This window comes from Streptomyces sp. NPDC002602, from assembly GCF_042889445.1.
Classification (GTDB): Bacteria; Actinomycetota; Actinomycetes; order Streptomycetales; family Streptomycetaceae; genus Streptomyces.
In genome coordinates this window covers 691,347-713,241 of the sequence record NZ_JBIAQX010000003.1, presented here as the reverse complement: position 1 = coordinate 713,241, position 21,895 = coordinate 691,347, and the positions used below count along the sequence as shown (strand labels likewise).

The following is a 21,895-nucleotide window of genomic DNA, read 5'->3' as shown; positions in this document are numbered from 1 at the left end:
CGGCCGGCGGGGAAGTGGAAGCCGAGGATCGCCGTGCGGGCGTTGGTCGAGGCCGGCAGCATCATGACGGCGGTCGGCACGGCCATGGCGTGGTGGCCGCAGGCGATCGGGATGCCGCCGCAGAGCACCGCTCGACAGGAACCGAGGATCCGGTCGGCGAGCCATCCGCCGGCGACGGAGACGAGGTAGACCATGGTCCCGTAGGCCGCCGAGACGGAGGCCGCGCCTCGATCGGCTGCAGTTCTGGACAAAACGCCTTCTCTGGTTGTTTCGGCTCCTCCAGAACATACCGGTGCGCATCGGGCGGTGCGCGCGTGGCGGCCGGGCGGGCGCCCTGGGTGATCGAAAACAGACCGGATACGCTGGCTTGAGTGATGGCAGCGACACATCGACAATCCATGTGATCGTCAAGGTGATCGTCAGCAGACAGGAGTACCCCTCGTGACCGTCGTCGGGCCGTTCGGACTGAGCGTGCGGGACCAGGCTCTTGAGACCGATGTCCAGGCCGGACTGGCCGCCGTCGAGGCGGGTCTGCTGGAGGCCACCAAGAGCGAAGTCCCCTTCATCACCGAGGCCGCGCAGCACCTGGTGCGGGCCGGAGGCAAGCGGTTCCGGCCGTTGCTGGTGATGCTCGCGTCCCGCTTCGGGGATCCCTACGCCCCGGGCATCGTGCCGTCCGCCGTGGTGGTGGAACTCACCCACCTGGCCACGCTCTACCACGACGACGTCATGGACGAGGCGGACGTGCGCCGCGGCGTGGAGAGCGCGAACGCCCGGTGGGGCAACTCCGTGGCCGTCCTCACGGGTGACTTCCTGTTCGCCCGCGCCTCGCACATCCTGGCCGACCTCGGACCCGAGGCCGTCCGGATCCAGGCGGAGGCCTTCGAGCGCCTGGTGACGGGCCAGATCCTGGAGACCGCCGGCCCCCGCGACGGCCGCGACCCGGTCGCCCACTACCTCGACGTCATCGCCGGCAAGACCGGCTCGCTGATCGCGGTCTCCGGCCGCTTCGGCGCGCTGATGTCCGGCGCCGACGAGTCGGTCGTCGACATCCTGACCCAGTACGGGGAGCGGCTCGGCACCGCCTTCCAGCTCGCGGACGACGTCCTCGACATCGCCTCCGACTCGCACGAGTCCGGCAAGACCCCCGGCACCGACCTGCGCGAGGGCATCCCCACGCTGCCCGTGCTGCGGCTGCGCGAGATGGCGGAGCGGGACGGGAACCCGGACGACCTGGAGCTCGTGGGGCTGCTGGACGGCGATCTGACGGACGACGCCCGACACGCCGAAGTGCTGTCCCGGCTGCGCGTCCACCCGGCCCTGGAGCAGGCCCGACGGGACACCATCCGGTACGCGCAGGAGGCGCGGGCGACGCTCGCGCCGCTGCCCGAGTGCTTCGCCAAGTCGGCGCTCGAAGAGCTGTGCGACGCGGTGGTGCACCGCGCGGGCTGAGCCCCGCGGCGGACACCCTCCGAGATGGCGTACCGGGCTCGGCAACCCCTACGGGTGGGGGATGCCGAGCCCGTGTCGTGTCATCCCTGCGAGGTACGTGAACTTGAGTCCGGGGAGTGACGCCCCACCGCCCTCTTCTTTGGTCAGATGGAGGCACATCCCCACCAGATCGGGTGAGAGTGGCGGCGCGGGGTGGACGTGTACATGAATGACGGGTAGGTCGCCGCCGTACACACAGAGGTAGGGCAGACAACATGGCAACGAACACGAAGACCCACAAGGCCGCTCGGTACGCCGTACCGGTCGCGGTGTTCGGGGTGGCCGCGGCGACCATCGCGATGGTCCCGGCCTTCGCGAACGCCGGAGGACCGGACCTGCCGAAGGTGACGGCTCAGCAGCTGATCGAGAAGATCGCCGCCTCGGACGTCCAGGAGCTGTCCGGCAGCGCCCGGGTCAGCACCGACCTCGGCCTGCCGACCCTGGCGAGCGGCCTGCTCGGCGGCGGGGGCGTCGCGGGCGGCTCGGCCGACCCGCAGGACAAGGTCGCGCAACTGGCCAACGGCACGCACACCTTCCGCGTCGCGGCCGATGGCCCGGACCGCCAGAAGCTCACGTTCCTGGACGGCAAGGACGAGTACAGCCTCATCCACAACGGCGCCGACGTGTGGGGCTACGACAGCCAGTCCAACGAGGCCTGGCACGAGAAGCACGAGGAGACGGCCGCCAAGGGCAAGGGCAACCACAAGACGGCCGAGCGGCTCGGCGCCTCGCCGCAGCAGCTTGCCCAGGACGTCCTGAAGGCCGCCGGCCCGACCACCGACGTCAGCGTCGGCGACACCGCGCAGGTGGCCGGCCGGGACGCCTACCAGCTCGTGCTGAAGCCCAAGCAGTCCGGTTCCACCGTCGGCTCCGTCCAGATCTCGGTCGACGCCAAGAACGGCGTGCCGCTGCGTGTGCAGTTGCTGTCCAGCCAGGGCGGCAAGCCGATCGTGGACGCCGGCTTCACCAAGGTGGACTTCGCCAAGCCGGCCGCCGACGTCTTCGCCTTCACCCCGCCCAAGGGCGCCAAGGTGACCGAGGGCGCCGCCGAGGCGGACAAGGGCGCCAAGGGCGAGCACGGCAAGGAGTGGAAGGCCCTGGACGCCTTCCCGGGCCTCGGTGCCCTGACCGGCGGCGCGGGCGACGGCGACGTGAAGGTGCTCGGCGAGGGCTGGGCGACGGTCGCACAGATCTCCGTACCGGGCGGCAAGGGCCTGAAGGACGCCGAGGCCGCGGCGAACGGGAAGGACGCCCCCAAGGAGGCCAAGCAGTTCATCGACTCGCTCGGTGAGAAGGTCAACGGCTCGTTCGGTTCCGGCCGGGTCTTCTCGACCCGCCTGGTCAACGCGCTGATCACCGACGACGGCAAGGTCTACGTCGGCGCCGTCACCAAGGACGCGCTGGTGAAGACGGCCAACTCGGCGAAGTAGCCCGGCCGGCCCCACCAAGGGGCCACGCGGGCACGGAGGGTGGCCGGGGACTTGTGTCCCCGGCCACCCTTCTGTCGTTCCTCTCCTGCGTACAGCACGACCGCTGTACGGTGAACGCCATGTCGAGACACGTCACCATCCGCCTGGACGAAGAGTTCCACGAGCGCCTCAAGGCGCGCGCGGCGGCTTTGGGGACGACGGTGACCGCGCTGATCACCGAGGTCACCGAACGCGAACTGGACGAGGACCGGAAGTCGTTCCTCTCCGGCATCGAGGAGTTCGCCGACCACTGGAGCTACTTCCAGGAGCGGTTCGGCAATTGAAGATCACCATGGAGTGGGCCTGGACGGCCCTGGCTCATCACCTTCCGTCGGATCCCGCCGTGTGGGATCCCTCCGGGGTGGCCGCCGCGGTCGCCCGGCACCAGAACGACCTCGTCCTGGTGCCCGAACAGCCCGCCCCGGACACCGCGTGGCGGGCCGCCGCGTTTCTGCACACCCTCGCGGTCTGCCCGGCGCTGGAATCCCCGATGAACGAGTTCTACGCGGCCGCCGCGACCCGCTCGTACCTGCGGGTGGCCGGGGCGAAGCAGTTGCCCTCCCCGGAGGAGTTGGGGGACCTCGTCGAGGCGGCGAAGCTGGGCCGGTTGGACATCGGCGCGGTCGCCGACGAACTGCGCAGCCTCATCAGGGAACCCCTGCCGGCCTCGCTGCGGGGCCACGCGGAGGACGCGTAGCACGGTGCGGCGAGGCCGGTCCGGGAGGTTCCGGAGGCTTGCGAGGGCGCCGGGATCCCCGGGGCCCGAGGGTCCCGTGGATCGCGGGGCCCCTGAGGACCCGGGTCCCTGGGTCCCGAGGTCCTAGAAGGTGATCTTCCAGCTGTTGATGTAGCCGACGTCCTGCGCCGCCACGTCCTTGACCTGGAGTTTCCAGATCCCGTTGGCGACCTCGCTCGACGCGTTGACCGTGTACGAGGCGACGACGTTGTCGGCCGAGTCCGAGCTGGAGGAGTTCTTCAGCCGGTAGGCGCTGCCGTCCGGGGCGATGAGGTCGATCTGGAGGTCACCCCGGTAGGTGTGGACGATGTTCACGTCCACCTTGGTGGTCGCCGGGGCGTTGCCCGTGACGCCCGAGACGGTGACCGGCGAACTCGCCGCGGCACCGGGGGAGTCGGGGATGTTCACGTCGGCGGTGTTCTCGAAGGACTTGCCGGGCGGCACCGGGGTGCCGGCGCCCAGGTTCCAGATCGCGTAGGCGATGGCGTCCGCGTTGCGGTCCAGGGCGGTGTCGTTGATGTTCGCGGTGGTGTCGCAGGAGGAGTGGTAGCAGCGGTCGAAGGCCTGACCGGAGGTGCCGCCCCACTTCTGCGCCTGGGCCGCCGTCTTGGTGTAGTCGGCGCCCGAGAACAGGCCGCCGACCGGGATGCCCGCGTTCTTGAACGGCGCGTGGTCGGAGCGTCCGTCGCCCTCGGTCTCTATCTCGGTGGGTATGCCGAGGCCCGCGTAGTAGTTCTTGAAGGTCTGCTCGATCGTGGGGTCGTCGTCGTAGACGAAGTAGCCCGGGTTCGGCGAGCCGATCATGTCGAAGTTCAGATAGCCGGAGAACTTCGCCTTCTCGGTGGCCGACAGGCTGTTGACGTAGTACTTCGAGCCGACCAGACCCAGTTCCTCGGCGCCCCACCAGCCGAAGCGCAGGTGCTTCGTGGGCTGGAGCTGGGCACGGGAGACGGCCAGCGCGGTCTCGAGGACGGCCGCCGATCCGGAGCCGTTGTCGTTGATGCCGGGACCGGCGGTCACCGAGTCCAGGTGCGAGCCGGACATCAGGACGGAGTTGGGGTCACCGCCCGGCCAGTCCGCGATCAGGTTGTAGCCGGTGGCGCCGCTGGAGGTGAAGGTCTGGAGGCTGGTGGTGAACCCGGCCGCGTCCAGCTTGGCCTTCACGTAGTCGATCGAGGCCTTGTAACCGGCCCTGCCGTGGGCACGGTTGCCGCCGTTGTTGGTGGCGATGGTCTGGAGCTGCGTCAGGTGCGCCTTGACGTTGGCCAGCGGGATGTCGGGAGGGGTGGGAGCGGCGTTGACCGCCGTGGGCGCGGCGAGCGCGGCGGGGGAGGTGGCGGCGAACAGGCCGGCGACCGCGATCGCGGTCACGGCGGCGAGGCGCCGAGGGACGGACAGGCTCATGTGGGGGCTCCGGAATTCCGTATGGGGATGAGACGGAACGTGCGGGGATAGAGCGGGTGAGCATGAGTGCGTCAGTGCGAGCCTGATGTTCAGCGAGAGTATGACTATTCGTCAAGACCACAATCCGGTCAGGGCGGTTCGGAAAACGGACGATCCCCGGTACGGGGGTTCCGTACCGGGGATCGTGGGGCGGGAGGAGCGAGCCGCTACGCGGGCTCGCGGGCCGTCGTCGGCTCCGTCGGAGCGCTCGCCGGGGCGACCGGCGCGAGAGTCGCGGCGGCGGCCGAATGGGCCCGGGAGCGGCGCGAGGTCCGCAGTGCGTCCCAGGTCAGCAGGGCCAGCGCGGCCCAGACCAGGGAGAAGCCCGCCCACCGCTCGGGCGGCATCGCCTCGTGGAAGTACAGGACGCCCAGCCCGAACTGGAACACCGGGGCCATGTACTGGAGCAGGCCCAGCGTCGACAGCGGCACCCGGATCGCGGCCGCACCGAAGAACACCAGCGGGACCGCGGTGACCAGTCCGGTGGCGGCCAGCAGCGCGGAGTGGCCGAGGCCCTCCGTCGCGAAGGTGGACCGCCCCTGCGCGGCCAGCCACAGCAGGTAGCCGAGGGCGGGCGGGAACAGCAGTGCGGTCTCCGCCGTCAGCGACTCCAGGCCGCTCATGTTGAGCTTCTTCTTGATCAGCCCGTACGTGGCGAAGGAGAAGGCCAGCGCCAGGGAGATCCAGGGCGGCCGTCCGTACCCGATGGCCAGCACGAGCACCGCGGAGAAGCCGATGCCGACGGCCACCCACTGGGCCCGGCGCAGCCGTTCGCCGAGCACCAGGACGCCGATCGCGATGGTGACCAGGGGATTGATGAAGTAGCCGAGGCTGGCCTCGACGACCTGGCCGTTGTTGACCGACCAGATGTACAGGCCCCAGTTCACGCTGATCACGGAGGCGGCCAGGGCGGTCAGGGCCAGTTTGCGCGGTTGGCGCACGAGCTCGCTCATCCAGCTCCAGTGGCGCAGGGCGAGGAGGGCGATCCCGACGACGGCGAGCGACCACACCATGCGGTGGGCCAGGATCTCGATCGCCCCGGACGGCTTCAGGAGGGGCCAGAAGAGGGGGACCAACCCCCACATCCCGTACGCGCCGAAACCGTAGAGCAATCCCGTGCGCTGCTCGTTCTCTGCCTTCACGGGGCCTCCAGTACGGCTTCCGGCCAACTCGCCACCCGAGTCACAACCCCACGAAGGTATCGCCGTACAGCCCGGATGTCATGCCCGTAAGGGGGAGATACTCATGACATCCGGGCTGGTGGGGTGGAGGTCGAGTCGGCCTCGAACGGGCCTTGAGTCGGGCCGGCCCCCGGCGCGGCTCAGGCCAGGGCCGAGGCGATGGCCGCGGCCACCGGGGTCGTCGGGCGGCCGATCAGGCGGGCCAGGTCGCCGCCGGTCCCCGCCAGCCGGCCGCGCGAGATCGCCGCGTCCACGTCGACGAGGAGCGCCGCGAAGCCCTCGGGCACCCCCGCGCCGGTCAGGATCCCCAGGTGGGTGTCGGCCGGCACCTCGGCGTACGCGACCTCGCGGCCGGACTGCCCCGCGACCTCGGCCGCGTACTCCGCCAGGCTCCAGGCCGTGTCGCCGGACAGCTCGTACACCGTGTTCAGGTGCCCCTCGCCGGTCAGCACCACGGCCGCCGCCGCGGCGTAGTCCGCCCGCGCGGCGGACGCGATCCGGCCCTCGCCGGCGCTGCCGACGACCGCGCCGTGCTCCAGCACCACGGGCAGTTGGGCGGTGTAGTTCTCGTGGTACCAGCCGTTGCGCAGGAAGGTGTACGGCAGTCCCGAGTCGAGGATCGCCCGCTCGGTGACCTTGTGCTCGGCCGCCAGGTCGAAGTCCGCCTCGGGCCCGCCGAGGATCCCGGTGTACGCGAGCTGTGCCACGCCGGCCGTCTTCGCCGCGTCGATCACGGCGGTGTGCTGCGGAACCCGGCGGCCGACCTCGCTGCCGGAGATCAGCAGTACCCGGTCGCCGGCCCCGAAGGCCCCGGCCAGGCTCGCCGGCTCGTCGTAGTCGGCGATCCGTACGTCGATGCCGCGCGCGGCCAGGTCGGCCGCCTTCTCCTTGTTCCGTACGACGACGGCGACGCGCTCGGCGAGGACCCGTTCGAGCAGTTCCTCGATGACGAGGCGGCCGAGGGATCCGGTGGCTCCGGTGACGACGATGCTGCTCATGGTGCGCTCCTTGGTGGGACCGGCGGTGAGACCGGCGGTGGGGCCGGCCGTGCGGGGTGATGTCACTACCGTACGGAGAGCGCTAACTATTCGGTAGTACCCACTCTGAAGTAAGGTACTTGCATGAAGGTAAGTGTGAAGGCTCCCATGTGCCCCTCCCGCGGCGTGCTGGAGCACGTCACCAGCCGCTGGGGCGTCCTCGTGCTCGCCGCCCTGGTCGAGCGCTCGTACCGGTTCAGCGAACTCCGCCGGGAGGTGGCCGGGGTCAGCGAGAAGATGCTGGCCCAGACCCTCCAGACGCTGGAGCGCGACGGATTCCTGCTGCGCGAGGCGCAGCCGGTGATCCCGCCCCGGGTGGACTACTCGCTCACCGACCTCGGCCGCGAGGCCGCCGAGCAGGTGTGGGCGCTCGCCCGCTGGACCGAGCGTCGGACGGCCGACGTCCAGGCGGCCCGCGCCGCGTACGACGAAGCCCGGACCGCGTAGCGCGCTCCGGGCTTCCGCCGCACTTCGTTCCGTCGTCCGCTCGGCGTGCTCGCGCGCCGTACCGCGCGCCGTACCCCCGAGCCGTACCGCTCGTCATGCGGTGCCGCGCGTGGCGCGGTCGGCGGCGCGCGCCGGCCGGCGGTCCGTCAGCCGACCACGGTCCAGGTGTCGTTGCCGGTCAGTAGCGTCGTCAGGTCGCCTTTGCCGTTTCGCTCGATCGCGGTGTCGAGTTGGTCGGCCATGAGGGTGTCGTAGACGGGCCGTTGGACGCTGCGCAGGACTCCGATGGGGGTGTGGTGGAGGGTGTCGGGGTCGGCGAGGCGGGAGAGGGCGAAGGCGGTGGTGGGGCTGGTGGTGTGGGCGTCGTGGATGAGGAGGTGGGGGGTGTTCTCGGGGGTGAGGGTGACGGCTTCGAGGTCGCCGGTGGTGGGGTTGCGGATGACGCCCTTGGTGTGGTCGGTGCCGAAGCGGACGGGTTGGCCGTGTTCGAGGCGGATGAGGGCGTCTTGGGCCTGGTTGTTGTCCTTGAGGGCTTCGAAGGCGCCGTCGTTGAAGATGTTGCAGTTCTGGTAGATCTCGACGAGTGCGGTGCCTTGGTGGTCGGCGGCTTGGCGCAGGACGTCGGTGAGGTGTTTGCGGTCGGAGTCGATGGTGCGGGCGACGAATCCGGCTTCGGCTCCGATGGCGAGGGAGACGGGGTTGAAGGGGGCGTCGAGGGAGCCCATGGGGGTGGATTTGGTGATTTTGCCGAGTTCGGAGGTGGGGGAGTACTGGCCTTTGGTGAGGCCGTAGATGCGGTTGTTGAAGAGGAGGATTTTGAGGTTGACGTTGCGGCGGAGGGCGTGGATGAGGTGGTTTCCGCCGATGGAGAGGGCGTCGCCGTCGCCGGTGACGACCCAGACGGAGAGGTCGCGGCGGGAGGTGGCGAGGCCGGTGGCGATGGCGGGTGCGCGTCCGTGGATGGAGTGCATGCCGTAGGTGTTCATGTAGTAGGGGAATCGGGAGGAGCAGCCGATTCCGGAGACGAAGACGATGTTCTCCTTGGCGAGGCCGAGTTCGGGCATGAAGCCCTGGACGGCGGCGAGCACGGCGTAGTCACCGCAACCCGGACACCAACGGACCTCCTGATCCGACTTGAAGTCCTTCATCGACTGCTTCCCCTCGGCCTTGGGCACGAGGGACAGCAGATGATGCCCGGCTTCGGACACCTCGGTGACTTCAGTCATTGATGGCCTCCTCGAGGACCGTCGACAGCTGTTCGGCCTTGAAGGGCATCCCGTTGACCTGGTTGTACGACGCGGCGTCCACCAGGTACTTCGCCCGGATCAGGGTGGCGAGCTGCCCGAGGTTCATCTCCGGCACCACTACCTTGTCGTAACGCTTCAGGACCTCCCCGAGATTCCTCGGGAACGGGTTGAGGTGACGCAGGTGCGCCTGCGCGATCGGCAGTCCGGCGGCCCGTACCCGGCGTACGGCCGCGGTGATGGGGCCGTAGGTGGAGCCCCAGCCGAGGACGAGGACGCGGGCCTCGTCGGGGTCGTCCACGTCCAGGTCGGGGACCCGGATGCCGTCGATCTTGGCCTGGCGGGTGCGGACCATGAACTCGTGGTTGGCGGGGTCGTAGGAGATGTTGCCGGTGCCGTCCTGCTTCTCGATGCCGCCGATGCGGTGTTCGAGGCCGGGGGTGCCGGGGACCGCCCACGGGCGCGCCAGGGTCTGCGGATCGCGTTTGTACGGCCAGAACACCTCGGTGCCGTCCGCCAGCTCGTGGTTCGGACCGGCCGCGAACTGCACCGTGAGGTCCGGCAGGTCCGTGACCTCCGGGATCTTCCAGGGCTCGGAGCCGTTGGCGAGGTAGCCGTCGGACAGCAGGAACACCGGGGTCCGGTACTCCAGGGCGATCCGGGCGGCGTCGATCGCCGCGTCGAAGCAGTCCGCGGGGGTGCGCGGGGCCACGATCGGGACGGGGGCCTCGCCGTTGCGCCCGTACATGGCCTGGAGCAGGTCGGCCTGCTCGGTCTTGGTCGGCAGCCCCGTCGAGGGACCGCCCCGCTGGATGTCCACGATCAGCAGCGGCAGCTCCAGCGACACCGCCAGACCGATGGTCTCCGACTTCAGCGCCACACCCGGACCCGAGGTGGTCGTGACCCCCAGGGCGCCACCGAACGCCGCGCCCAGGGCCGCGCCGATCCCTGCGATCTCGTCCTCGGCCTGGAAGGTCCGTACGCCGAAGTTCTTGTGCCGGCTCAGCTCGTGCAGGATGTCGGACGCCGGCGTGATCGGGTACGAGCCCAGGTACAGCGGGAGGTCCGCCTGTCGGGCCGCGGCGATGAGGCCGTACGACAGGGCCAGGTTGCCGGAGATGTTGCGGTAGGTGCCCGTCGGGAAGGACTTCGTCGCCGGGGCGACCTCGTAGGAGACCGCGAAGTCCTCGGTGGTCTCGCCGAAGTTCCAGCCGGCCCGGAAGGCGGCCACGTTCGCCTCGGCGATCTCCGGCTTCTTCGCGAACTTCGTCCGCAGGAAGGCCTCCGTGCCCTCCGTCGGGCGGTGGTACATCCACGACAGCAGACCCAGCGCGAACATGTTCTTGCTGCGCTCGGCCTCCTTCCGCGACAGCCCGAAGTCCTTCAGCGCCTCCACCGTCAGCGTCGTCAGGGGCACCGGATGGATGTTGTACGCGTCCAGCGAGCCGTCTTCCAGCGGTGACGTCGCGTAGCCGACCTTGGCCATCGGGCGCTTGGTGAACTCATCGGTATTGACGATGATCTCCGCGCCGCGCGGAACGTCCGCGATATTCGCCTTCAACGCCGCCGGATTCATCGCCACCAGCACATTCGGGGCGTCGCCCGGCGTCAGGATGTCGTGATCGGCGAAATGCAGCTGGAAGGACGACACGCCCGGAAGAGTTCCGGCGGGGGCACGGATCTCGGCGGGAAAGTTCGGCAGGGTCGAGAGGTCGTTGCCGAAGGACGCGGTTTCCGAGGTGAAACGGTCGCCGGTGAGCTGCATTCCGTCGCCCGAGTCACCCGCGAATCGGATGATCACACGATCGAGGCGGCGGACTTCCTTGCCGCTCCCACCGGGCCGCAGCGACGTGCGCTGCTCGCCGACCACTGAGCCTTCGGCCCCGTCGGCCTGCTCGGCCGGGCTACTGACCTGGCTGGTCACTGAACTGGACCTCCTTCGAGGCGTGGGCGCTCGCTCCCAAGGCCAACCCTACGTCCGTGAGGTCATTCGTCCCTGGGTCGCCCGAATTCTGGACCGTCCTTTGGGGGGCGGTCTGTCCGACAGACGTCGTGCAGTACGCGAAATATTCCAAACCTCCGGGCGATGGCGCCGGACCCCGAAAGGTGCGTTTCGGGGCCGGTGCCACCACACCTCACCTGACAGAGTGTCAGTCGATCAAGATCTTAGATAGGTGAGAACCGCCAGTACACGCCGGTGATCCCCCTCGCTCGGGGACAGACCGAGCTTCATGAAGATATTGCTGACGTGCTTTTCCACCGCGCCGTCGCTCACCACGAGCTGCTTCGCCACCGCGGAATTGGTGCGCCCCTCGGCCATCAGGCCCAGTACCTCGCGCTCGCGCGGCGTCAGGTTCGCCAGCACGTCCTGCTTGCGGCTGCGGCCCAGGAGCTGGGCGACCACCTCGGGGTCCAGGGCCGTACCGCCCCTGGCCACGCGCACCACCGCGTCCAGGAACTCCCGGACCTCGGCCACCCGATCCTTGAGCAGATACCCCACCCCGGTGCTGGAACCGGCCAGCAGTTCGGTGGCGTACTGCTCCTCCACGTACTGCGACAGCACGAGCACCCCGACCCCGGGATGGTCACGGCGCAGCCGCACGGCGGCCCGCACCCCCTCGTCGGTGTGCGTCGGCGGCATCCGCACGTCGGCCACCACCACGTCCGGCAGCGCGCCCTGCGCCGCCAGCTCGTCCACTGTCTTGATCAGGGCTTCCGCGTCCCCGACGCCGGCGACGACGTCATGCCCCCGGTCGGTCAGCAACCGGGTCAGGCCCTCGCGCAGCAGCACTGAATCCTCGGCGATGACCACCCGCACCCTGTCTTCCACTTCTCAGCAGCTCCCGCATCCACTCGTCACCCGCATACCTGGCAGACCCAAGCATCCCAGCCGGCCGCCGCGACGGCGGCGAATCCGAGCCAACTGGTCGCCGTCGGCCGGTATTCGACCGTGCGGTGCGGTGCCGTGCGGTGCCGTGCCGTGCCGTGCCATGCCATGCGGTGCCGTGCCGTGCCATGCGGTGCGGTGCGTCGGGCTCGGTGCACCGGCCGCCGGGCATGCGGACGGACCCCCGCCCACCCGGACGGGGGTCCCACCGCGCGACGGCGACGACAGGGGCTGGTGCCGCGGTCACAGCACTAGCGACCCGGTACGCCCGCCGGCTCGCGGTCGCGCCACGGCAGCTCGGCGGTGGCCGTCGTACCGCCGCCGGCGGGGGAGTCCAGGACGAGCACCCCGTCCACCGCGTCCAGCCGTCCGGTCAGCCCCGCCAGCCCCGACCCGGCCGCGGCCGACGCCCCGCCCCGGCCGTCGTCCGCGACCTGGATCAGCACCCGGTCGCCGGACCGCCAGACGTCCACGCTCGCGGTACGGGCCATCGCGTGCCTGCTGATGTTCTGCAGCAGCTCCGACACCACGAAGTACGCGATGCCCTCGATCGCCGCCGCCGGCCGGGCCGGCAGGTCCACCGACACCCGCACCGGCACCGCGCACCGCGCGGCCACCGAGGACAGCGCCGCGTCCAGCCCCCGGTCCGTCAGGACCGCCGGGTGGATGCCCCGCGCCAGGTCCCGCAGCTCCTGGAGGGCGATCTTCACCTCGCCGTGCGCCTCGTCCACCATCCGCGCGGCCTCCCGGGGGTCCTCGGTCAGCTTCTCCTTCGCCAGCCCCAGATCCATGGCCAGGGCCGCCAGCCGGGCCTGGGCCCCGTCGTGCAGGTCCCGCTCGATGCGTCGCAGGTCGGCGGCGGCGGTGTCCACCACGACGCCCCGGTCGGACTCCAGCTCCGTGACCCGGTGGGCGAGCCGGGAGGGGCCCAACAGGCCGGTGACCAGCACCCGGTCCACGGTCGTCAGGGCGCGCAGCACCCAGGGGGTGGCGAGGGTGACGGCGAGTCCGACCAGGGAGGTGGTGGCGATGGCGAGCGGGGAGTTCAGGTAGAAGGAGTAGTCGTCGTTCTGGAACACCTGCAGTCCGGGCTGGTCGGTGAAGGTCGGGAAGACCCAGACCCAGAGCGGGTACAGCAGGAAGCCCCACCCGTACGTCCAGAACACCAGGGCCACGCAGAAGCCGAACACCGCCCACGGGAAGTGGAGCAGCGAGTACAACACGTGCCGCCAGGCGCTTCCGTTCTTGAGCAGGGCCCCCATGGCGGCCATCGCCCCGCTCTTGCGGGCCCTGATCGGCTCGGGATCCGCGACGTCCACCCGCAGCAGCCCCCGCACCCGGGCTCGCTCCACCTGTCCGAAGCCGCGGCACATCGCGAGCACCCCGGCCAGGACCGGAACCCCGAGGAAGGTCACGAGCAGACCGCCGCCGAGGCTCACTCCGGTGACGGCGAGGCAGAAGTACACGGTGCTCAGCGGGAACCCGAGCATCAGGAACCCCAACTCCCGCCAGGTCCGCGCCGCCACGGGAGCCCGCAACACCGTGCCGATCCCCGTGCTCGTGCCCGTGTCCTTGCCCATGATCCCGACCCGCCCTTCGTGTCCGCCCTTTACCCCTCAACCCTGCCGCCGGGCCGTCCCCGGGACCATGCGGCGGGTCGGCCTGTCCGGAGGGGGGTTAACCCCACCCCGCCCATCACGCGCACGTGAACCGGCCCGCGCACGCGAAAGCGGGACCCCCGTCCACCCGGACGGGAGCCCCGCACCCACCACTTCGCCGACGAAGACGACGGAGATGAACGAGACGACGGAGACGACGGAGATGAACGAGCCGAACCAGCCGAACGAGCCGAACCAGCCGAACGAGCCGAACGAGACGACAGGGCCTAGCGGCCCGGTACCCCCGCCGGTTCGCGGTCGCGCCACGGCAGCTCCGCCGTGACCGTCGTCCCCACACCCTCCGGGGAGTCCACGACGAACACCCCGTCCACCGCGTCCAGCCGCTCGGTGAGCCCCGCCAGCCCCGACCCGGCCCGCGCGGACGCGCCACCGCGCCCGTCGTCCGACACCCGGATCAGCAGCCGCGGACCCGTCCGCCACACCTCCACGCCCGCGCCCCGCGCCGCCGCGTGCTTGCTCACGTTCTGCAGCAGCTCCGACACCACGAAGTACGCGATGCCCTCGATCGCCGCCGCGGGCCGCGCCGCCAGGTCCACGTGCACCTTCACCGGCACCAGGCACCGCGCGGCCACCGAGGACAGCGCCGCGTCCAGCCCCCGGTCCGTCAGGACCGCCGGGTGGATGCCCCGCGCCAGGTCCCGCAGCTCCTGGAGCGCCAGCTTCACTTCCCCGTGCGCCTCGTCCACCATCGCGGCCGCGCCCTCCGGGTCCTCCAGCAGCTTCTCCTTCGCCAGGCCCAACCCCATCGCCAGGGCCACCAGACGGGCCTGGGCCCCGTCGTGCAGGTCCCGTTCGATGCGCCGCAGATCCGCGGCCGAGGTGTCGACGACCACCGCCCGGTCGGACTCCAGCTCCGCGATCCGCCGCTCCAGCTCGTCGGACGGGGACAGCAGGCCCCGTACCATCGCCCGGTCCACGCTCGTCAGCCAGCGGGCCACCCACGGCAGGACCGGCCACAGCACGAACAGCCCCGTCAACGCGACGGTGAAGGTGAGCACCCCCCAGGGCAGCCGGACCAGTTCGAACAGCACGGTCCGCCAGGCGACCGGGTCCTTGATGCTCGACCACAGCCAGGGGAAGAACCCGCCGGAGCGCAGCGGGCCGGGGATCGGCGTCGGCTCGTCCACCCGTATGCCCAACAGCCACCGGGAACGGGCCCGTTCCAGCTTGCCGAGCTGCCGCGAACCGAGCAGCCCGCACGCGAGCAACGGCAGCCCGATCGCGGTCACGGACAGACCGCCCGCGGTCGAGACCATGACCACCGTGTAGACGAAACCGATCAGCGCCGCCGGCAGATTGCTCAGCAGGTACGCGATCTCCTTCCACGTGGCCGCGCCGAAGGCGGCACGTACGGGTGGGAGGAGGTCGTCCTGGGAAGTGCGGATGCTCGCGGTCATGCCGCACAGCCTGCCAATTTCCATCCGGCGTCGCCATGGGGTGGCCCGGCGGCGGTGAACGGGGGATAACCCCACCCCGCCTGGCCCAGGCCCTAGACTCCCGTGCGTACCAGATCACCCAGATCGTCGACAGTGGCCGAGGAGCGAGGAACGGACGTGCCCGACCCAACGGTATCGACCGTGACCGTGCACGCGGCGGACTACTTCCGAAGCTATTCGGTCGTCGGCCTGCTCGCCGTGCTCGGCGTGCTGTTCGTCGCCGTGGCCTTCGGCGCCGGCCGACTGCTGCGGCCCGTGGTCCCCACCCCCGAGAAGCTCCTGACGTACGAGTGCGGCGTGGACCCCGTCGGCGAGGGCTGGGCGCACACCCAGGTCCGCTACTACGTCTACGCGTTCCTCTACGTCATCTTCGCCGTCGACTCGATCTTCCTGTTTCCGTGGGCGACCGTGTTCGCCGCCGCCGGCTACGGCGCCACGACCCTGGTGGAGATGTTCGTCTTCCTGGGCTTCCTCGCCGTCGGCCTGCTCTATGCGTACAAGAAGGGCGTCCTCGAATGGCTGTGACACCGGCGGGGACACCGGCCGAGCCGCAGCCGCTTCCCGAGCCGAAGCGGCTGGGAGTGCTCTCCCGACTGGCACCCGAACCCATGAAGGTGGTCCTGAACTGGGGCCGCCGCTACAGCCTGTGGGTCTTCAACTTCGGCCTGGCCTGCTGCGCGATCGAGTTCATCGCCGCGTCCATGGCCCGACACGACTTCATCCGACTCGGTGTCATCCCCTTCGCGCCGGGACCCCGGCAGGCCGACCTGATGATCGTCTCGGGCACGGTCACCGACAAGATGGCCCCCGCCGTGAAGCGGCTCTACGAGCAGATGCCCGAGCCGAAGTACGTCATCTCCTTCGGCGCCTGCTCCAACTGCGGCGGACCGTACTGGGACTCGTACTCCGTCACGAAGGGCGTCGACCAGATCATCCCGGTCGACGTCTACGTGCCCGGCTGCCCGCCGCGCCCCGAGGCGCTGCTCCAGGGGATCCTCAAGCTCCAGGAGAAGATCGCCCGAGAGTCGCTCGCGGACCGCTACGCGAATCCCTCCGTCGCCCAGCTCACCAGCGGTCTGGTCACGCCCCCGCCCGCACCCTCGGCGGGAGCGGGCGCGTGAACCTCTACGACTCCCTGCCCGACGCGGCGGCGACCGTCTTCGGCGCCGAGGCCGTGGGCTCGTTCGCGTACGACGTCCTCACGGTCGACGTGCCCGTCGGATCCTGGATCCCCTCGCTGGAGATCGCCCGCGACAAACTGGGCTGCACCTACTTCGACTGGCTGAGCGCGGTGGACGAGCCGGGCACCGGCTTCCAGGTCTGCGCGCACGTCGTCTCGTTGGAGAACCACCGCGTACGACGCCTGCTGCTGCGGACCACCGTCCCGCACGCGGCGGCCTCGCTGCCCTCCGCCGTCGCCGTCTACGCGGGGGCGGAGTGGCACGAGCGGGAGACCTTCGAGATGTTCGGGGTGACCTTCACCGACCACCCCCACCTCGTGCCCCTCCTGCTCCCCGAGAACTTCGAGGGCCACCCGCTGCGCAAGGACTTCGTGCTCGCGGCCCGCGTCGCCAAGGCCTGGCCGGGCGCCAAGGAGCCGGGCGAGGCACACGACCCCGACGCGCCGAAGCGACGACAGATGCTGCCGCCGGGCGTTCCCGACCCCAATGACTGGGGCCCGCTCAAGGGCCAACTGCCGCCGGCCCCCACCCGCCCCGCCCGCACCCCGCGCGCGGCCGGCGGCGCGGGCGCCCCGGCCCGCACGCCCCGCGAGGGCGCGCCGGTCCGCCGTACCCGCTCGGTGGCCGAGGGCTCCGCGACCCAGGCACCCCCGGCCGAAGGCGACGCCCCGGCGCGTCCGGTGCGGCGCAGCCGGTCGGTCGCGGACGGCTCCGCGAGCCAGGCCGGCCCGCCCGCGCCCGCGCCCGCGCCCGCACCCGCTCCGGCGCCCGCTCCGGCGACCGGGGCCCCGGACGCGCCCGCCGCGCCGCCGCCGGCCGGGCGAAGCAGCGACGCGCCCTGGCACGACCCGAAGCCCGCCTTCGAGGAACCGGCGCCGGCCGCGACGCCCGCACCGCCCGAGCCGCCCCCGGCCCCGGCCCCGGCGGACGGACCCGCTCCGGACAAGTCCCCGGACGAAACCCCGGGCAAGAAGCCGGACACGGCCCCGGACGAAACCCCGGGCAAGAAGCCGGACCCGGCCCCGGGCAGGAAGCCGGAACCGGCTCCCGGGTCCGAGTCCACCCCCGACCCCACCCCCGACAACGGAGGCGACGCGTGAACGACGTCCTCGACGTCGCCCTGCGACTGATCGTCGTCTTCGTCGTCTTCCTCGTGCTCCCGCTCGTCGTCGGGCAGACCGAGCACAAGGTGATGGCCCACATGCAGGGCCGCCTCGGCCCCATGTACGCGGGCGGCTTCCACGGCTGGGCCCAGCTCGTCGCCGACGGCGTGAAGTTCGCGCAGAAGGAGGACATCGTCCCGGCCGACGCCGACCGGCGGATCTTCCAGCTCGCCCCCGCCGTCGCGCTGCTCCCCTACCTCCTGGTCCTCCTCGTCATCCCCATCGGCCCCGGCGAGGGCGCGGTCGGCCAGGTCGTCGACGCGGGCCTGTTCTTCGCCCTCGCCGTCATGGGCGTCGGCGTGCTCGGCAGCCTGATGGCCGGCTGGGCGTCCGCGAACAAGTTCTCCCTGCTGGGCGGCCTGCGTACCGCCGCCCAGCTACTGGCGTACGAGCTGCCCATGCTGCTCACGGCCGCCTCGGTGGCCATGGCGGCCGGCACGGTCTCCCTCCCCGGCATCGTCGACGCCTTCCAGTGGTGGTGGCTGCCCTGGCAGATCGTCGGCGCGCTCGTCTTCTTCATCGCCGGCCTCGCCGAACTCCAACGGCCGCCCTTCGACATGCCCGTCGCCGACTCCGAGATCATCTTCGGCGCGTACACCGAGTACACCGGTCTGCGCTTCGCCCTGTTCCTGCTCGCCGAGTACGCCGGCATCGTCGTCCTGTGCGGCCTCACCACCGTCCTCTTCCTCGGTGGCTGGCACGGCCCCTTCGGCGGGGACGACCTGGGCTGGGTCTGGACCCTCCTCAAGGTCGCCGTCCTCGCCTTCGTGGTGATCTGGCTCCGCGTGAGCTACCCCCGGCTGCGCGAGGACCAGTTGCAAAAGCTCGCCTGGACCGTACTCATCCCCCTCGCGCTCGCCCAGATCGCGCTCACCGGCATCGTGAAGGTGGCGATCAACTGATGCCCGTTCCCGGATCCGGCCTGGCCAAGGGCCTCGCCGTCACCCTGCGCACGATGACGAAGCGCTCGCACACCGCCCAGTACCCCGAGACGCAGCCCGAACTCCCGCCGCGCAGCCGTGGCGTCATCGCCCTGTTCGAGGAGAACTGCACGGTCTGCATGCTCTGCGCGCGCGAGTGCCCCGACTGGTGCATCTACATCGACTCCCACAAGGAGACGGTGCCCGCCGCCGCCCCCGGTGGCCGCGAACGCAGCCGCAACGTCCTCGACCGCTTCGCCATCGACTTCTCCCTCTGCATGTACTGCGGCATCTGCATCGAGGTGTGTCCCTTCGACGCCCTCTTCTGGTCACCGGAGTTCGAGTACGCGGAGACCGACATCCTCGAACTCACCCACGAGCGCGACAAGCTCCGCGAATGGATGTGGACCGTGCCGGCCCCGCCCGCCCTGGACCCGGCCGCCGAGGAACCCAAGGAGATCGCCGCCGCCCGCAAGGCCGTGGACAAGGCGGAAGCCGCGGCAGCCGCGGCGGCGGCAGCCGAAGCCGCGGCCACCGCGACCGAGACACCGACCGACCCGGAGGGAGACGCGTGAGCCCCGCCGCCACCCTGGCCGCAACCGGCCCCGGCTTCCTCTCCCCGACGGGCGTCGAGATCGCCTTCGTCCTCGTCGGCCTCGCCACCCTCGGCGCGGCGCTCGTCACGGTCACCACCAGACAGCTCGTGCACGCCGCGCTGTGGCTGGTCGTGGCGCTCGGCGGGATCGCCGTCGAGTACCTGCTGCTGACCGCCGAGTTCATCGCGTGGGTTCAGGTGCTGATCTACCTCGGTTCCGTGGTCGTCCTGCTCCTCTTCGGACTGATGCTGACCAAGGCGCCCATCGGCCGGTCCCCGGATGCCGACTCGGGCAACCGCCCCGTCGCCCTCGGCGTCGCGATCGTCGCCGCCGTCGCACTCGTCTGGGTCGTCGTCGACGCCTTCCGCACCACCTGGATCGACCTCGACGGGGCCGCCCAGGGATCCACCCGGGTCACCGGCGAGTTCCTCTTCCAGCACTGGGTGCTGCCCTTCGAGGCCCTCTCCGTGCTCCTCCTCGCGGCCCTGATCGGCGCCATCGTCCTGTCCCGCAGGAACGACACCGCCGCCGGCCCCGACGACCAGAAGGGGCCGCGCTGATGCACCTCGCCTACCCGGCCGTCCTCGCGGCGCTCCTCTTCTGCGTCGGCCTGTACGGGGTACTCGCCCGCCGCAACGCCATCCTCGTCCTGATGGCCGTCGAGCTGATGCTCAACGCCGTCAACCTCAACCTGGTGGCCTTCGATGTCTGGCTGCGCGACGCCCTGCACGCCGGCCAGGCCCTCACCCTCTTCACCATCGCCATCGCCGCCGCCGAGATCGGCATCGGCCTGGCGATCGTGCTGACGGTGTACCGCAACCGGGGCACCTCGGACGTCGACAGACTGCGCGACACCGCCGAGGGCCACGAGCCCGCCCCGACCGATCCGAGCATCCAGAGCGAGGTCACCGCGTGAGCACCACGACCCTCGCGGTCCTCGTCCCCCTCCTGCCGTTCCTCGGCGCGGTGGCGGGACTGCTGTGCGGCCGCGGTGCCCCCGGCTTCGTCCGGCCGCTCGCCATCCTGCCGACGCTGGGCGCCGCCGTGCTGGCCGTGCTCGTCGCCGTCCGCCAGGGCGGCGGCCCGGCCATCGACACCGCGACCGAGCTGACCCCGACCGGCTCCGTGCCGATCGAACTCGGCCTGTACCTGGACGGCTTCGCGGCCCTGGTCGCCGTGCTGGTCGGCGTGGTCGCCACCTGCGTACAGCTCTACTCCACGGCCTACCTGCGCGAGGACCCGCGCTACCCCTCGTACGCCGCCCTGGTCTCCCTGTTCACCTCCGCCATGCTGGTCGTCGTCTACTCCGGCGACCTGATGGTGCTGCTCGTCGGCTGGGAGGTCATGGGCATCTGCTCGTACTTCCTCGTCGGCCACTACTGGGAGACCGAGGCGGCCCGCTCCGCCTCCCTGAAGGCCTTCCTCGTCACCAAGCTCGGCGACGTTCCCTTCCTCATCGGCCTGTTCGCGCTCGCCACCGACGCCGGCTCCTTCCGGATCACCGAGATCCTGGACACCGTCGGCGCCGGCGGCCTCGACCACCCGACGCTGATCGCGCTGCTCCTGCTCGCCGGGGTCGCCGGCAAGTCCGCGCAGTTCCCGCTCCACACCTGGCTGCCCGACGCCATGGCCGGCCCGACCCCGGTCTCCGCGCTGATCCACGCCGCGACGATGGTCGCCGCCGGCGTGTACTTCGTCGCCCGCCTGCTCCCCGTCTTCGCGGCCTCCCGGGCCGCGCTGGTGGTGATGGCCGCCATGGCGGCCGTCACCATGGTCGGCTCGGCCCTCGCCGCCCTGGCCCAGGACGACATCAAGCGCGTACTGGCCTACTCCACGATCGGCCAGCTCGGCTACATGATCGGCGCCCTGGCCGTCGGCGATCGGGGCGCGGCCGTCTTCCACCTCCTGTCGCACGGCGCGTTCAAGGCGCTCCTCTTCCTCGGCGCGGGCGTGATCATCCACGCCGCCGGGACGAACTCCCTGGCCGCGATGTCCCGCACGGCCGGCCTGGCCAAGCGCATCCCCGACGCGTTCTGGACGATGACGCTCGCGCTCCTCGCGCTCGCCGCCATCCCGCCCTTCGCCGGCTTCTTCTCCAAAGAGGCGATCCTCGTCGCCGCCGAGCGCACCGCCACCGGCCACTCCGACTTCGCCCCCGGCGCGGCCGGCTGGCTGGTGCTCGTCTCCGGCGTGCTGACCGCCCTGCTCACCGCCGCCTACGCCACCCGGCTGTGGCTGATGGCCTTCCGCGGACGGGGCGCCGCCGCCCCCGACCACGGCAAGGAGCCCGTCGCCATGACCGGCGTGCTGTGGCTGCTGGCGATCCCCACGGTGGGCTTCGGTCTCGCCGCCGGCCCCCTCGCCGACTGGTTCGACGGCGAGCAGCTCACCCCGTCGCTGGTCACCTCGATCCTCGGAGTCGGCGCCGCCGCCATCGGCGTCCTGCTGACCTACGGCCTCTGGCAGCGCGCCGCCGCCACGGCGTACGCGGCCCCCGCCGCGATCGGACCCGCGGCCGCCGCCGTCACCGACGAGCCCGCCGCCGTCGCGGCCCGTGTCTCCGCCGCCACCGCCGCGGCGGAGTCCGCCGCCGAGACCCCCGAGGTCGCGGAGGTCGCCCACGAGCACCCCACCGTCCCCGCGGGCCCCGCCCCCGACCCCGGCAAGGCGCTCCTCGGCCCGCTGCACCGCCACGCCGCGGACGGCTTCCACCTCGACGCCGTCTACGACCGGCTGTTCGTCCGCCCCGTACGGGCCGCCGCCGGCCTGGTCCGCTTCCTCGACCGGGAGGTCGTGGACACGTACGTCCGCGGCGCGGGCGCGGGCCCCCGGCTGCTCGGCGCCCTCGTCCGCCGCGCCCAGACCGGCAACGTGCAGAGCTACCTGAGCGCCCTGCTCGCCGGCGCCGTGGTCCTGGCGATCGCCACCGCCGTCCTCGCCAACGTCAACGCCGGATCGTGAGCCGTGAGTCAGCCGTGATTGATA

Annotated in this window: 21 protein-coding genes and 1 pseudogene; 13 read left to right on the top strand and 9 right to left on the bottom strand. The window is 71.2% G+C overall.

All coding sequences use genetic code 11. The annotated features are described in order from the left end of the window. Positions 1–62 precede the first annotated feature (62 nt). Positions 63–224: pseudogene (locus ACFYW3_RS12645) on the bottom strand (MFS transporter); the annotation flags it as partial. A 217-nt stretch (positions 225–441) separates the two neighbouring features. On the opposite strand from ACFYW3_RS12645, the gene ACFYW3_RS12640 reads away from it, so the two are divergent. The 4 genes from ACFYW3_RS12640 (at position 442) to ACFYW3_RS12625 (ending at position 3,657) form a co-directional block, all read left to right on the top strand. After that, entirely contained in the window at positions 442–1,452 is a 1,011-nt protein-coding gene (locus ACFYW3_RS12640) for a polyprenyl synthetase family protein (protein WP_267798408.1), read from the top strand. 254 nt (positions 1,453–1,706) lie between these two features. Next, complete coding sequence (locus ACFYW3_RS12635; RefSeq protein WP_351752110.1) at positions 1,707–2,921, top strand: DUF2092 domain-containing protein; 1,215 nt, start codon at positions 1,707–1,709, stop codon at positions 2,919–2,921. Between the two features lie 119 nt (positions 2,922–3,040). After that, complete coding sequence (locus ACFYW3_RS12630) at positions 3,041–3,244, top strand: hypothetical protein (RefSeq protein WP_229886015.1); 204 nt, start codon at positions 3,041–3,043, stop codon at positions 3,242–3,244. After that, positions 3,241–3,657 (top strand): hypothetical protein, encoded by a 417-nt coding sequence (locus ACFYW3_RS12625; RefSeq protein ID WP_234350048.1) that lies wholly within the window; start codon positions 3,241–3,243, stop codon positions 3,655–3,657. The genes ACFYW3_RS12630 and ACFYW3_RS12625 overlap by 4 nt, the downstream gene beginning before the upstream one ends. Before the next feature lie 123 nt (positions 3,658–3,780). Here the strand turns inward: ACFYW3_RS12625 and ACFYW3_RS12620 are convergent, their stop codons facing one another. The 3 genes from ACFYW3_RS12620 to ACFYW3_RS12610 all read right to left on the bottom strand — a co-directional run bounded on the left by ACFYW3_RS12620 (position 3,781) and on the right by ACFYW3_RS12610 (position 7,318). Then, the gene (locus ACFYW3_RS12620; RefSeq protein ID WP_351752109.1) at positions 3,781–5,100 is read right to left on the bottom strand and encodes a M28 family metallopeptidase; all 1,320 of its coding nucleotides are present in this window, start codon (positions 5,098–5,100) and stop codon (positions 3,781–3,783) included. Between the two features lie 206 nt (positions 5,101–5,306). Then, positions 5,307–6,281: an EamA family transporter RarD gene (gene rarD, locus ACFYW3_RS12615; protein WP_389386209.1), complete on the bottom strand. Its 975-nt coding sequence runs from the start codon at positions 6,279–6,281 to the stop codon at positions 5,307–5,309. 179 nt (positions 6,282–6,460) lie between these two features. Further along, positions 6,461–7,318 carry an SDR family oxidoreductase gene (locus ACFYW3_RS12610; RefSeq protein ID WP_389386208.1) on the bottom strand — a complete coding sequence of 286 codons (858 nt, stop codon included), beginning with the start codon at positions 7,316–7,318 and terminating at the stop codon, positions 6,461–6,463. Positions 7,319–7,441: 123 nt separating this feature from the next. On the opposite strand from ACFYW3_RS12610, the gene ACFYW3_RS12605 reads away from it, so the two are divergent. Next, a complete protein-coding gene (locus ACFYW3_RS12605) occupies positions 7,442–7,804 on the top strand; it encodes a winged helix-turn-helix transcriptional regulator (protein ID WP_389386207.1) in 363 nt (120 codons plus the stop codon). 146 nt (positions 7,805–7,950) lie between these two features. On the opposite strand, the gene ACFYW3_RS12600 is transcribed toward ACFYW3_RS12605, so the two are convergent. The 5 genes from ACFYW3_RS12600 to ACFYW3_RS12580 form a co-directional block, all read right to left on the bottom strand. Continuing rightward, entirely contained in the window at positions 7,951–9,030 is a 1,080-nt protein-coding gene (locus tag ACFYW3_RS12600; protein WP_389386206.1) for a 2-oxoacid:ferredoxin oxidoreductase subunit beta, read from the bottom strand. Next, a complete protein-coding gene (locus ACFYW3_RS12595; protein WP_389386205.1) occupies positions 9,023–10,972 on the bottom strand; it encodes a 2-oxoacid:acceptor oxidoreductase subunit alpha in 1,950 nt (649 codons plus the stop codon). Before ACFYW3_RS12595 ends, ACFYW3_RS12600 begins: the two co-directional genes overlap by 8 nt. A 234-nt stretch (positions 10,973–11,206) precedes the next feature. Next, positions 11,207–11,866, bottom strand: coding sequence for a response regulator transcription factor (locus ACFYW3_RS12590; RefSeq protein ID WP_351752187.1), 660 nt, complete (start codon positions 11,864–11,866; stop codon positions 11,207–11,209). Positions 11,867–12,186: 320 nt separating this feature from the next. Next, positions 12,187–13,515, bottom strand: coding sequence for a sensor histidine kinase (locus tag ACFYW3_RS12585; RefSeq protein ID WP_389386204.1), 1,329 nt, complete (start codon positions 13,513–13,515; stop codon positions 12,187–12,189). 305 nt (positions 13,516–13,820) lie between these two features. Further along, a complete protein-coding gene (locus tag ACFYW3_RS12580; protein WP_351752100.1) occupies positions 13,821–15,011 on the bottom strand; it encodes a sensor domain-containing protein in 1,191 nt (396 codons plus the stop codon). A gap of 156 nt (positions 15,012–15,167) precedes the next feature. On the opposite strand from ACFYW3_RS12580, the gene ACFYW3_RS12575 reads away from it, so the two are divergent. The 8 genes from ACFYW3_RS12575 to ACFYW3_RS12540 are packed head-to-tail and all read left to right on the top strand — an operon-like array spanning position 15,168 to position 21,871. Continuing rightward, on the top strand, positions 15,168–15,575 hold the full coding sequence (locus tag ACFYW3_RS12575; protein ID WP_267796350.1) for an NADH-quinone oxidoreductase subunit A: 408 nt from the start codon (positions 15,168–15,170) through the stop codon (positions 15,573–15,575). Further along, on the top strand, positions 15,566–16,171 hold the full coding sequence (locus ACFYW3_RS12570) for an NADH-quinone oxidoreductase subunit B family protein (protein WP_351752098.1): 606 nt from the start codon (positions 15,566–15,568) through the stop codon (positions 16,169–16,171). Before ACFYW3_RS12575 ends, ACFYW3_RS12570 begins: the two co-directional genes overlap by 10 nt. Beyond that, positions 16,168–17,331: an NADH-quinone oxidoreductase subunit C gene (locus ACFYW3_RS12565; RefSeq protein WP_389386203.1), complete on the top strand. Its 1,164-nt coding sequence runs from the start codon at positions 16,168–16,170 to the stop codon at positions 17,329–17,331. The genes ACFYW3_RS12570 and ACFYW3_RS12565 overlap by 4 nt, the downstream gene beginning before the upstream one ends. Next, positions 17,328–18,296, top strand: coding sequence for a complex I subunit 1 family protein (locus ACFYW3_RS12560; protein WP_351385770.1), 969 nt, complete (start codon positions 17,328–17,330; stop codon positions 18,294–18,296). The genes ACFYW3_RS12565 and ACFYW3_RS12560 overlap by 4 nt, the downstream gene beginning before the upstream one ends. Next, on the top strand, positions 18,296–18,889 hold the full coding sequence (locus ACFYW3_RS12555; protein WP_389386202.1) for a NuoI/complex I 23 kDa subunit family protein: 594 nt from the start codon (positions 18,296–18,298) through the stop codon (positions 18,887–18,889). Before ACFYW3_RS12560 ends, ACFYW3_RS12555 begins: the two co-directional genes overlap by 1 nt. Next, positions 18,886–19,470, top strand: coding sequence for an NADH-quinone oxidoreductase subunit J (locus ACFYW3_RS12550; RefSeq protein WP_351752095.1), 585 nt, complete (start codon positions 18,886–18,888; stop codon positions 19,468–19,470). Before ACFYW3_RS12555 ends, ACFYW3_RS12550 begins: the two co-directional genes overlap by 4 nt. Further along, positions 19,470–19,826 carry an NADH-quinone oxidoreductase subunit NuoK gene (gene nuoK, locus ACFYW3_RS12545; protein ID WP_053682653.1) on the top strand — a complete coding sequence of 119 codons (357 nt, stop codon included), beginning with the start codon at positions 19,470–19,472 and terminating at the stop codon, positions 19,824–19,826. Before ACFYW3_RS12550 ends, nuoK begins: the two co-directional genes overlap by 1 nt. Then, positions 19,823–21,871, top strand: coding sequence for an NADH-quinone oxidoreductase subunit L (locus ACFYW3_RS12540; protein WP_351752093.1), 2,049 nt, complete (start codon positions 19,823–19,825; stop codon positions 21,869–21,871). Before nuoK ends, ACFYW3_RS12540 begins: the two co-directional genes overlap by 4 nt. Positions 21,872–21,895: the final 24 nt, after the last annotated feature.